We start from the raw sequence: 12104 nt of genomic DNA on the forward strand, positions 1-12104 counted from the left end.
AATCGTTAAAAGAGCCAAACAACACCACTCTTTCAACTCCTTCTGGGCTTCGATGACCTGAAGCAACTCGCTGCCGAAAACTGCGTAACTCATTGGTTACCAAGGAGTTTTCCGTTTCGACTGCGCCGGAAGTGGGGCGAATTATAGACTTCCAGAATCTGCCGTCAACCCTTAATTACGCTTTTCGTGCAGAAGGTGTCTTTTTGGCTATTAATCGTGGGATTCGGCGGGTTACAGGGGGTAGTCGCAACACTAATAGCAATGCACCTATAGAGGCGTAAACCGCCCACTCCTTAAGATCAGCGCGCACGATCCACAACATATGCAGCAATCCAAGCCCGAGAACCACATAGGCAAGACGATGTAATTTCTTCCAGCTAGAACCCAAACGCCGCTGACTATAGCGATTTGAGGTCACCGCCAAGGCCAATAAACACAGAAACCCAAGCGTCCCGACAATAATGTACGGCCGTTTGCGCAACTCGACACCCAACTGCGACCAATCAAAGCCGAGGATGAACGCCGTATACCCACTCAAATGCAAAACCACATAAGCGAAGCACCACAACCCCAGTTGCCGCCGGACAGCAACCCACCCCGCCCAACCGGTAAGCTTCTGCACAGGTGTCATGCTTAACGTAATGAGCAGCAGGACAAGCGCCCCCAGCCCCAATCGATCCACCAGCACCTTGCCCGGATCAGGCCCCAGCACATCCTCCCAGGCCTGATACAACCAAAGCAGCGGCCAGACCGCAGCAGCTATAAAGACGCCAATTCGCCAAAACGGAAATCGCATCAGTAGTTCTTCCGCAAATCGAGCCCTGTATATAGAGAGGCGACTTCATCCGAGTAGCCATTGAACATCTGCGTGTCCCGCACATTGGGCTTGAACAGCCCGCTCGGCAAACGCCGCTCACGCGCCTGAGTCCAACGCGGATGGTCGACCGCAGGATTTACGTTCGCATAAAAACCATACTCATCCGAGGCAATGCTCTGCCAGGTGGTTTTCGGCTGCTCACTCACCAAACTGATCCGCACGATGGATTTGATGCTCTTGAAGCCGTATTTCCACGGCACCACCAAACGCAGAGGCGCGCCGTTCTGATTAGGCAACTCCCGCCCGTACATGCCCACGGCAAGAATCGCCAACGGATTCATCGCCTCATCCAGACGCAGCCCTTCCACATATGGCCAATCGATCAAGCCAAAACCGGAACGTTGCCCGGGCATGCTCTTGGGATCTTCCAGGGTTTCGAAGCGAATGAATTTGGCATTGGACGTCGGCTCAACTTCCTTGAGCAAGGCCGAGATGGGAAATCCGATCCATGGAATGACCATCGACCAAGCCTCTACACAGCGAAGACGGTAAATACGCTCCTCCAACTGATAAGGCTTCATGAAGTCTTCCAGTGCGTACCGTCCCGGCTTGCCCACCTCCCCGTCCACCACCACACTCCAAGGTTCGGTTTTCAGCGCGCCGGCGTTGGCGGCAGGATCACCTTTATCGGTGCCGAACTCATAGAAGTTGTTGTAATGGGTCGCGTCCTTGAATGGCGTGATTGCCTCATCCTTGACGTTGACCGCGCCCCACTGCGTAGAAGGAAGTTTTTCGGCAAACCAGGAAGGCGCCTTGCCAGGCTCGACATCAGCATAACGCGCAGCATCGTCGGCAGAGGCCCAACGCGGCAGGCTGCTCACGGCCAGACCGGCAACGGCGGCGCCAAGAACATTGCGACGAGATAGATAGAAGGATTCAGGCGTGACGTCCGACTCATGGCAGTCAGACGCTTTGGAGACTTTGATCAGCATGGCAACTCCGCAGCATTGGAGGACAGATGTACCAATAGACTGCGGAGTATGAGGGAAATTACATCACTCGGCTTTTTTGTGCCGACGAAGGCGCAGCAGGTACTGCACCGGCCCGGAAGCCGCATAGGCAAGGAAAACCAGCAGCAGGATGCGCGGCGGATCACTGAACACAACGGCGAATACCAATACCACTGCGAGGATCGCGACAAAAGGAACGCGCCCTTTCAAGTCCAACTCTTTGAAGCTGTTGTACTTGATGTTACTGACCATCAGCATGCCGGCGGCAGCGACCATCAGCGCAACCAGGAAGGACATCTTCGAGCCCTGAATGCCGTAATCACTAAACGCCCAGACAATGCCTGCAACCACACCAGCAGCAGCCGGACTGGCCAGACCAATGAAGTAGCGCTTGTCCGCAGTGCCGACCTGGGTATTGAAACGCGCCAGACGTAACGCAGCACCGGCTACATAAATGAAGGCAACCATCCAGCCGACCTTACCCATGTCGCCCAAGGCCCAACCGAATGCCAACAATGCCGGCGCAACACCAAAGGCGACCATGTCGGACAGCGAGTCGTACTCGGCACCGAAGGCGCTCTGGGTATTAGTCATACGGGCAACGCGACCATCGAGGCCGTCGAGCACCATTGCAACAAAAATCGCGATCGCTGCAAAAGCAAAATACTTGCTCGCACCAATCGAATCACCGGCACTCAGGGCGCTCTGGGCGCTCATCGAGTTGATGATGGAATAAAAACCTGCAAACAGATTCGCAGTGGTAAACAGATTCGGCAGAAGATAGATACCACGATGCCGGACTTTACGACCTTCAGCGTCATGCCCTTCCTCGATGTGTTCATCGATGGGCAGCAGGCTTTCGGCGTCAGAAGCCTTGTTTGGCTCTTCGGGACGTTCGCTCATGGACATTACCTTGCAACGGGGTGGAAAGTTTTGACAGGTGTCTGGGACGACGGTTCGGCCGCAAACGATGCAGCTTTATACCAGAACCAGCCCCCCAAACGAAAAAACGCGGCCTAGGCCGCGTTTTTCGTACAAGTGCGCGACTTAGTTTTTAGCTTTGTCGACGATCTTGTTGGCACCGATCCACGGCATCATGGAGCGCAGTTGCTCGCCGATGATTTCGATACCGTGAGCGGCGTTGTTACGACGCTTGGCGGTCATCGAAGGATAGCCGGTAGCGCCTTCGCTGATGAACATCTTGGCGTATTCGCCGTCCTGAATACGTTTCAGGGCGTTGCGCATGGCCTGACGGGATTCGGCGTTGATCACTTCCGGACCGGTCACGTACTCGCCGTATTCAGCGTTGTTGGAGATCGATTAGTTCATGTTGGCTATACCGCCTTCGTACATGAGGTCAACGATCAGCTTCAGTTCGTGCAGGCATTCGAAGTAGGCCATTTCCGGCGCGTAGCCAGCTTCAACCAGGGTTTCGAAACCGGCTTTAACCAGTTCAACGGTGCCGCCGCACAGAACGGCTTGCTCGCCGAACAGGTCGGTTTCAGTCTCATCCTTGAAGGTGGTTTCGATGATGCCGGTACGACCGCCACCAACGCCAGCAGCGTAGGACAGCGCAACGTTTTTGGCGTTGCCGGAAGCATCCTGATAGATAGCGATCAGGTCAGGAATACCGCCGCCTTTGACGAACTCGGAACGCACGGTGTGGCCCGGAGCTTTCGGCGCGATCATGATCACGTCGAGGTCGGCGCGCGGAACAACCTGGTTGTAGTGGATCGCGAAACCGTGGGAGAAGGCCAGGGTGGCGCCCTTCTTGATGTTCGGCTCGATTTCGTTCTTGTACAGAGCGGACTGGAACTCGTCCGGGGTCAGGATCATGACCAGGTCGGCAGCCGCAACAGCGGAAGCAACGTCGGTCACTTTCAGGCCGTGAGCTTCGGCTTTGGCAACAGTCGCCGAACCTTTACGCAGACCAACAGTAACGTCAACGCCGGAGTCTTTCAGGTTGCACGCTTGAGCGTGACCCTGGGAACCGTAACCGATGATGGCAACTTTCTTGCCCTGGATGATGGACAGGTCGCAGTCTTTTTCGTAATAAACTTTCATGAAATTCCCCTATGTATCCAGGCCGTTCAGGCCATTCGCTAATTTGGTTTAGATGCTGAGTACTTTGTCGCCGCGGGCAATGCCGGTTACGCCGCTGCGGACGGTTTCCAGAATCGAGGCGGTACCAATGGACTGAATGAAGCTGTCGAGCTTATCGCTGGTACCGGTCAATTGAACGGTATACACGCTAGCGCTGACGTCAACGATCTGCCCACGATAAATATCGGTAGTGCGTTTGATCTCGGCGCGCTGGGCACCGGTGGCCTTGACCTTGACCAGCATTAGTTCGCGCTCGATGTGAGCACTCTCCGACAGGTCGACCAGTTTGACCACTTCGATCAACTTGTTCAGGTTCTTGGTGATCTGCTCGATAACTTCATCGTGGCCAACCGTGGTCAGCGTCAGACGCGACAGGGTCGGGTCTTCGGTAGGTGCCACGGTCAGGCTTTCGATGTTGTAGTTGCGCTGCGAGAACAGGCCGACTACACGAGACAGAGCGCCCGGTTCGTTTTCCAGAAGCAAGGAAATAATGTGCCGCATGATTATGTACGCTCCGTCTTGCTCAGCCACATATCGCGCATGGAGCCGTCTTTGATCTGCATCGGGTAGACGTGCTCGCTGGTGTCGACCGAAATGTCGATCACCACCAGGCGATCTTTCATGGCGAACGCTTCCTCCATCTTCGACTTCAAATCTTTCGAGTCGGTGATGCGCACACCGACGTGACCATAGGCCTCTGCCAGCTTGACGAAATCAGGCAACGATTCCATGTAGGAGTGCGAGTGACGGCTGCCGTAACTCATGTCCTGCCACTGGCGAACCATACCCAGCACGCCGTTATTCAGGATGACGATTTTTACCGGCAAACCGTATTGCAGGCAGGTCGACAGTTCCTGAATGTTCATCTGGATGCTGCCCTCGCCCGTCACGCAGACGACGTCGTCATCCGGGAAGCTCAGCTTGATGCCCATGGCCGCCGGAAAACCGAAGCCCATGGTGCCCAGGCCACCGGAGTTGATCCAGCGGTTCGGCTTGTTGAACGTGTAGTACTGCGCCGCGAACATCTGGTGCTGGCCCACGTCGGAGGTCACAAAGGCATCGCCCTTGGTCACTTCGCACAGGGTTTCGATCACGGTCTGCGGCTTGATGATGCTGCCGTCGCCCTTGTCGTAAGGGAACAGGCCGCGATCACCGCGCCACTCATCAACTTGCTTCCACCAACTGGCAACGGACTCCTTGTTCGGGGTCTCGCCGATTTCCTTGAGGATCGCGACCATCTCGGTCAGGACACTCTCCACCGGACCGACGATAGGAACGTCTGCCTTGATGGTCTTGGAGATCGAAGCCGGGTCGATGTCGATGTGAATGATCTTGGCATTCGGGCAGAACTTGGCCGGGCCGTTGATCACGCGGTCGTCGAAACGAGCGCCGACTGCAAGGATCACGTCGGCATGGTGCATCGCCAGGTTAGCGGTGTAGCTGCCGTGCATGCCGAGCATGCCGATGAACTGACGGTCGGTGCCTGGGTAGGCACCCAGCCCCATCAGGGTATTGGTCACTGGCAGGTTAAGCATCTTCGCCAGCTCGGTCAGCGGCGCGGAGCCGCCACCGAGAATCACGCCGCCGCCGGCGTACATCACCGGACGCTTGGCCGCCAGGAGCATTTCTGCCGCCTTGCGGATTTGCCCGGAGTGACCGCGAACGGCCGGGCTGTAGGAACGCAGCTTGGCTTTTTTCGGGAAGATGTATTCGAACTTCTCGGCCGGGTTGGTCATGTCTTTCGGGATATCGACAACGACCGGACCAGGACGACCGGATTGCGCCAGGTAGAACGCTTTCTTCATGACTTCCGGGATTTCCGACGCGTGCTTGATCATGAAGCTGTGCTTCACGATCGGCCGGGAGATACCGATCATGTCGGTTTCCTGGAACGCGTCAGTGCCTACCATGTTGCTAGGCACCTGGCCGGAAATGATCACCATCGGAATGGAGTCCATGTAGGCCGTGGCAATACCGGTTATGGCGTTGGTTGCGCCCGGGCCCGAGGTCACCAGTACCACACCGGCTTTACCGGTGGCACGGGCATAGCCGTCAGCCATATGGGTCGCAGCCTGTTCGTGACGAACCAGAATGTGGGTCACTTCCGGTTCTTTGAACAGGGCATCGTAGACATGAAGAAGAGCACCACCCGGGTACCCGTAGATATATTTGACGCCTTCGTCACGCAAAAAGCGGACGAGCATCTCACCGCCAGATAAAAGCTCCACGTTGTTCACCTCTAAAACGCCAGAATACCGCCCACATAAAAGGGGACGGGTCTTAATAGGTTTACTTCTCAGCAGAGCATGAGCGACGGTGGTCGCCGACTACGTCAGCACTGACTGAGCAAGTATTGGGATCGTCCCAAGTGTTGCGGGCCTTTCCCACCCAGCGCGAGGTAACGCGTTGCGGGTGTAACAGGTCGGCGCGGATGTGCGCCTCATGATCTGCTGAGCGGGCCTGCTTCTGGCAGTCCCTCTACAGCGGACTTTGGATTCTTCTGTTTCGTCCTCTCCAAGTCAAGTCGTCTATGTGCTTTATTGAACTAAGCACATGAGAAAGCAAGAAAAAACCGCTAAACAGCAACTGTGTTAGCTTCAATTGCGCAACCCAATACAAGGAAATGGCATGCGAACGTTTTTCCTGACCGTCAGCCTGCTGATTGGCATCAGCCCTTTGTGCATGGCCGCTCAGATCTACAAATGGGTCGACGCCCAGGGCGTTACCCACTTCGACGCCCAGCCGCCCCAAGGCCAGGAAGCCACCACCGTGGTCACGCCCTCGCTGCCCGCCAGCAACCAGCCCCCGCCGCCACGCAGCAGCGCCATTGGCGATCAACAGGCCATCGACAGTAAAGTGAAAAAGCAGGTCGCCGAGCAGCAAGCCCAGCTAAAGGCATTCTGCGAACAGGCGCGGACGAATCTGGCTCAACTGCAGAACAATCCGCGAATACGGGAGGATGTCGAAGGTGAGATGCGCCGCCTGACCGACCAACAACGTCAGGACCGCATCACCGAAGCACAGAAACAGGTTGCGGATAACTGCCAATAAACAGCTCCTACAACGGATCGGCGTTAGCGAGAGGCGGTGATCAGTAGATCAAACTCTTTTAGCAGCACCTGCAATTGCCGGTCCTTGCCCTGAACATTACGGGCGGCGAAGACCATTTCGGCCATTTCCTGAATTCCCGAAGCGTTTGGCAAGGGCAGATCCTGCTCGAGGATCACCTTCATCCGCGGAAGGAAGATCCATTGCAGCCACTGCTCGAAATCCAGCATATCGACCGAGAATGGTTCGACGCTGGAAAGCGCTTCAGCGGATGGCGAGACTTCGTCCCACCAACCCTGAACCCGCAGCTCACGCTCGATCAACAGCAACTGCTCGGCAATTTTCGGAAAGCGTGCATCCATCACAGCGAAACCTTGGCCTTCTGACGGGCCAATGCTGCGCCAGCGGAATCACCCTGTTTCTCACGCGCCTGAGCGATCAATTGCCACAGGCTGGCCTGAAGCGCCGGACGACCATTGGCGAAGGTCAGGCCACGACGAGCAAACTGTTCGGCTTGTGGCGCATCGCCTTGAGCCATGCGCACCTGAGCCAGACGATAAAGCACTTGCGGCTCACGCGGCGCAACACGCTGGGCGCGCTCAAGGCTGGAGGAAGCACCGTTGAGATCACCGCTCGCCTGTTGCTGCTGAGCGGTAGTCAGCAAGGCCAGAACCGGACCGTCCAATTGCTCGTCGGCAGACAAGCCACCGGAGCTCGCCGAAGGAATCCCGCTCGGCGTCGACGGCATGCTGTAGCTGCCCTGATTGACCGGTGCCGACTGGACCGGCGCGGTATCGATCGGCCCCGGGGTAATCGGGCCTGGCGTGATCGGCGCAGTGCTGATCGGTGCCGACGTCACTGCGCCACCACCTGGCACCATTACGACGACGCCGGTATCACCTTGTGGAATCGCCTGAGTCTGGGCTTGCGCAGGACGTTTAGTCGTCGTCTGACGGAAACCGCCATTCGCCGAAACCCGTTCACTGTTCGAAACGGCGCTACCGGAATCCACAACCGGAATCGAACCGCGCTGTACGGAGGAGCAACCGCTGAGCAAAGCCACGGCGGTAACCGCTGGAATCAACCACTTGTTCACTTGAAACCCTCTTTGCTTAATTCATCCAGCCCTTGACCCAATCCATCACCGTTTCGCCGTTAACAGGGCTTTCGCCACCGCAAGCGGCACCGGGAGGCGGTTCGCTGCCGCGAATATACGGCATCTGCACGGCACCTGGGCAGTTGGCATCAGAGCCTTGCCCGGTACGCGAATCGACCCAGGCCTGAACAATGTTGTCTGGCTGCGGCATGTCCAGCGGCAACGGATCGGCCTTGCGCATGAAACTGGTCCAGACCTGCAGCGCACCGGTGGCACCGGTGAACGGTGTCTTGCCGTTGTCATCGCGACCCAGCCAGACCACTGCCAGCAGGTCCTGACTGAAACCGGCAAACCAGCTATCCCGTGAATCGTTACTGGTGCCGGTCTTGCCGGCCAGGGTCAGGGTTTTCGGCAACACGTTGTAAACCGAACTACCGGTACCTTCACGCATTACCCGCTGCATGGCGCTCTGGATCAGGTAAATGGAGGCCGGATCGAAGCGCTGCTGAATCTGGAACGGATAACGCTTGAGCGGTTCACCTTCAGCGGTCAATACGCTACGGATCCCGCGCATCGGCGTATTGAAACCACCGTTGGCCAACGTCTGGTACATGGCCGCCACTTCGATCGGGGTCAGACCGCCAGCGCCCAGCAACATCGACGGGAACGCTGGGAATTCGCGACTCACACCGAGACGCGCCAGGGTCTTCAGGACATTCGGTACGCCCACCGCCAACCCGAGACGCGCGGTCGACAGGTTGTAGGAATGCGCCAGGCCCTGATACAGAAATACGGTGCCATGGGATCGGCGGTCGTAGTTCTGCGGTTTCCAGACTTGACCGTCCGCGCCTTTGACAGAGAAGTAGTCGTCCGACAGCCAACTGGTCAAGGTGTACTGGCTCGGTTTCTCCAGGGCTGTCAGATAAACCGCCGGTTTGATCAAGGAGCCGATTGGTCGTACAGCATCCAGCGCACGGTTGAAGCCGGCAAAACCTGCCTGACGACTGCCAATCATGGCCTGCACTTCACCGGTTTCCGGGTTGGTCACGACCATGGCCGCTTCAACCTCATCAGAGCCCTTGCGCCCGGCCAATCGTTTGAAGGTGTCGTTGACCGACGCTTCGGCTTTCATCTGCAGGATCGGGTCGAAACTGGTAAAGATCCGCAGGCCTTCTTCGGTCAAGTCTTCGTCGCGATAGTCTTCGCGCAGCTGACGTTTAACCAGGTCGAGAAAACCCGGGAACGAGCTGTCCGCCAGGCTGCCGCGCTTGGTCACGCCCAACGGCATCTTCTTCGCGGCTTCGACTTGTTCGGCAGTGGCGACGCCTTGCTCCTGCAACACGTCGAGTACCAGATTGCGCCGCTCAAGAGCACGTTCCGGATAACGACGTGGGTTGTAGGAAGACGGCCCTTTGACCATGCCCACCAGCAACGCCACTTGATGCAGCTTCAGTTCGGCCAACGGCTGGCTGAAGAAGAACTGACTGGCCAGACCAAAACCGTGCACCGCGCGCTGACCGTCCTGACCGACAAACACTTCATTGAGGTAAGCCTCAAGGATTTCGGGTTTGTCGTAATGCAGCTCAAGCAGCAGCGCCATCATCGCTTCGGTGAGCTTGCGGCTCAGGCTGCGTTCATTGGTCAGGTAGAAGTTTTTGACCAACTGTTGAGTCAGAGTACTACCGCCCTGGCGCATTCGACCGGACGAACCGTTGACCCAGATCGCCCGAGCGATCGACTTCGGTGAAACGCCAAAGTGATGATAGAAGTCGCGGTCTTCAACAGCCACCAGAGTCTCGAGCAAGTACGGCGGCACCTGATCGATCTTGATCAGGATCCGGTCTTCAAGGTTTTTCGGATACAGGCCACCGATCAGCAGTGGCTCAAGGCGCACGACCGAAAGCTTCGAACCGTTGGTCGCCGAAAGTTCGGCCACGTAGTCGCCAGAGAAACGCACCCGTACCGGCTGCGCTTGCTCCATGCCTTCATAGAACTGAAAGCCACGAGTATTCAGATCGACGGTATTGCCATTGACCGAGGCGGCGCCGGGGCCGTTGGCCGCGCTTTCGCGTCGATAGCCCAAGGCATCGAGTTCGGTCAGAAAATCGTCCTTGCTGAGCTTTTGTCCGACGAACAGCTCCAGCGGGCGCGCATACACCTTGGCCGGGATGGTCCAGCGCTTGCCGGAGAACTTCTCCTGGACGATCGCGTCGAGGTAAACCGCGAACCCGGCCAGCACCACAAGGCCGACCAGACTGAGTTTAAGGGCCCAGCCCAGCCAGGGGCGCAGGCCCTTGGAAGGTGGTTTTTTGGGGGTGCGGGGGGATCGAGTACGAGTCATGGCGGCGGATTATACGCACTTTATTCATACTCAACAGGAGCCCTCCGAGGTTTGCGTCAGACGGACTTGCGGCCATAATGACGGCCGTGAATTTTCCCCAGACTCTGAAGGATCGCCTGTGAGCCAGTCCCTGATCGCTGCCCTGCAAAACCCGGCCCTCTACCCGCATCCCGTAGACGGGTTCCAGGTCATCGAAACCCATATTTCCTGGGTAATCCTCACTGGCCCCTTTGCTTATAAAGTGAAGAAGCCAGTGAATTTCGGCTTCCTGGATTTCACCAACCTCGACGCTCGCAAGCATTTTTGCGGGGAAGAGCTGCGTCTTAACCAGCGCCTGACCAACGATTTGTACCTCGAAGTATTGCCAATCACCGGCAGCGCCGAAGCCCCACAACTGGGCGGCGAGGGCCCGGTCGTCGATTACGCACTGAAAATGCGTCAATTCCCACAGAGCCAACTGCTCAGCACGCTGCAAGCCAACGGCGAATTGACCCCTTTGCACATCGACGAGATGGCCGCGCAGATCGCCCAATTCCACCTCAGCGCACCCAAAGTGCCTGCCGAACACGAAGCCGGCACGCCGGATAGCGTGATGGCACCGGTACGCCAGAACTTCGAACAGATCCGCCCGTTCCTCAGCGACAAGGCCGATCTGCTGCAACTGGATGCGCTGCAAGCCTGGGCCGAAAGCAGCTTCGAACGCCTCAAGCCACTGTTCGCCCAGCGCAAGGCCGAAGGTTTCATCCGCGAATGCCACGGCGACATCCACCTGGGCAACGCCACCGTGATCGACGGCAAGGTCGTGATCTTCGACTGCATCGAGTTCAACGAACCGTTCCGCTTCACCGACGTTTACGCCGACACCGGTTTCCTGGCGATGGACCTGGAAGACCGTGGCCTGAAGAGCCTGGCGCGCCGCTTCATCAGCCAATACCTGGAATTGACCGGCGATTACCAGGGTCTCGAGTTGCTGAACTTCTATAAAGCCTACCGCGCACTGGTTCGCGCCAAGGTCAGCCTGTTCAGCATGCCGGCCGAGGCCGACCCGGTGCAGCGAGCCACCACCCTGCGTCAGTACCGCAATTACGCCAACCTGGCGGAAAGCTACAGCACTATTCCTTCGCGCTTCATGGCCATCACCCACGGTGTTTCTGCCGTCGGCAAGAGCCACGTGGCCATGCGCCTGGTGGAAGCATTGGGCGCCATTCGCCTGCGTTCCGATGTAGAGCGCAAACGTCTGTTCGGCGAGCAAACCGTGCCAAACGACCCTCAGGCCGGCATCTATAGCGCCGACGCCAGTGCCGCCACTTACACCCACCTGCATGAAATTGCCGCAGTGATCCTGCGTGCTGGTTTCCCGGTGGTAGTCGATGCGACGTACCTCAAGCGCGACCAGCGTGACGGCGCAGCGAAAATCGCCGAAGCCACCGGCGCGCCATTCCTGATCCTCGATTGCAATGCGCCGCAAGCGGTGATCGAGAGCTGGCTGGCCCTGCGCCAGGCAGACAAAAAGGACCCGTCCGACGCCAACCTGGCTGTTATCGAAGCCCAGCAAGCCACTCGTGAGGCCCTGACGCCTGAAGAGATTCTTTGCAGCAAACGCGTTCAGACCAATGAAAGCGGAACCCTCGACACAGTCGTTGCACAGGTTCGCCAGCGCCTGCCGGGCCTGTAAGAAACTATTTCAGC

10 protein-coding genes and 1 pseudogene are annotated in these 12104 nt (G+C 57.5%); 2 read left to right on the forward strand and 9 right to left on the reverse strand.

From position 1 onward, the window contains the following. Positions 1–175: 175 nt before the first annotated feature. The 6 genes and pseudogenes from msrQ to ACIQU2_RS22965 form a co-directional block, all read right to left on the reverse strand. Positions 176–796 (reverse strand): protein-methionine-sulfoxide reductase heme-binding subunit MsrQ, encoded by a 621-nt coding sequence (msrQ, locus tag ACIQU2_RS22940; protein ID WP_403144133.1) that lies wholly within the window; start codon positions 794–796, stop codon positions 176–178. After that, entirely contained in the window at positions 796–1809 is a 1014-nt protein-coding gene (gene msrP / locus ACIQU2_RS22945) for a protein-methionine-sulfoxide reductase catalytic subunit MsrP (RefSeq protein WP_403144136.1), read from the reverse strand. The genes msrQ and msrP overlap by 1 nt, the downstream gene beginning before the upstream one ends. 63 nt (positions 1810–1872) lie before the next feature. Then, a complete protein-coding gene (gene pssA / locus ACIQU2_RS22950; RefSeq protein WP_403144138.1) occupies positions 1873–2730 on the reverse strand; it encodes a CDP-diacylglycerol--serine O-phosphatidyltransferase in 858 nt (285 codons plus the stop codon). Between the two features lie 144 nt (positions 2731–2874). Further along, positions 2875–3891: pseudogene (gene ilvC / locus ACIQU2_RS22955) on the reverse strand (ketol-acid reductoisomerase). 48 nt (positions 3892–3939) lie between these two features. Beyond that, positions 3940–4431: an acetolactate synthase small subunit gene (gene ilvN / locus ACIQU2_RS22960; protein WP_003176102.1), complete on the reverse strand. Its 492-nt coding sequence runs from the start codon at positions 4429–4431 to the stop codon at positions 3940–3942. 2 nt (positions 4432–4433) lie between these two features. After that, positions 4434–6158, reverse strand: coding sequence for an acetolactate synthase 3 large subunit (locus ACIQU2_RS22965; protein WP_347803794.1), 1725 nt, complete (start codon positions 6156–6158; stop codon positions 4434–4436). Between the two features lie 400 nt (positions 6159–6558). Here ACIQU2_RS22965 and ACIQU2_RS22970 point away from each other — a divergent pair, with 400 nt between their 5' ends. After that, positions 6559–6981 (forward strand): DUF4124 domain-containing protein, encoded by a 423-nt coding sequence (locus tag ACIQU2_RS22970; protein WP_403144139.1) that lies wholly within the window; start codon positions 6559–6561, stop codon positions 6979–6981. Positions 6982–7004: 23 nt separating this feature from the next. Here ACIQU2_RS22970 and ACIQU2_RS22975 read toward each other — a convergent pair whose 3' ends face one another. From ACIQU2_RS22975 to mrcB, 3 genes are read right to left on the reverse strand one after another with little or no spacing between them, the layout of a single operon-like run. After that, positions 7005–7340: a YqcC family protein gene (locus ACIQU2_RS22975; RefSeq protein ID WP_347803796.1), complete on the reverse strand. Its 336-nt coding sequence runs from the start codon at positions 7338–7340 to the stop codon at positions 7005–7007. Further along, positions 7340–8074 (reverse strand): tetratricopeptide repeat protein, encoded by a 735-nt coding sequence (locus ACIQU2_RS22980; protein WP_403144141.1) that lies wholly within the window; start codon positions 8072–8074, stop codon positions 7340–7342. Before ACIQU2_RS22980 ends, ACIQU2_RS22975 begins: the two co-directional genes overlap by 1 nt. 16 nt (positions 8075–8090) lie before the next feature. Further along, positions 8091–10415 (reverse strand): penicillin-binding protein 1B, encoded by a 2325-nt coding sequence (gene mrcB / locus ACIQU2_RS22985; RefSeq protein ID WP_403144143.1) that lies wholly within the window; start codon positions 10413–10415, stop codon positions 8091–8093. Positions 10416–10533: 118 nt separating this feature from the next. Between mrcB and ACIQU2_RS22990 the strand changes: the two genes are divergently transcribed. Further along, the gene (locus ACIQU2_RS22990) at positions 10534–12090 is read left to right on the forward strand and encodes an AAA family ATPase (protein ID WP_403144144.1); all 1557 of its coding nucleotides are present in this window, start codon (positions 10534–10536) and stop codon (positions 12088–12090) included. Positions 12091–12104 lie beyond the last annotated feature (14 nt).

It is taken from the genome of Pseudomonas sp. NPDC098740, assembly GCF_044760065.1.
GTDB lineage: Bacteria > Pseudomonadota > Gammaproteobacteria > Pseudomonadales > Pseudomonadaceae > Aquipseudomonas > Aquipseudomonas rossensis.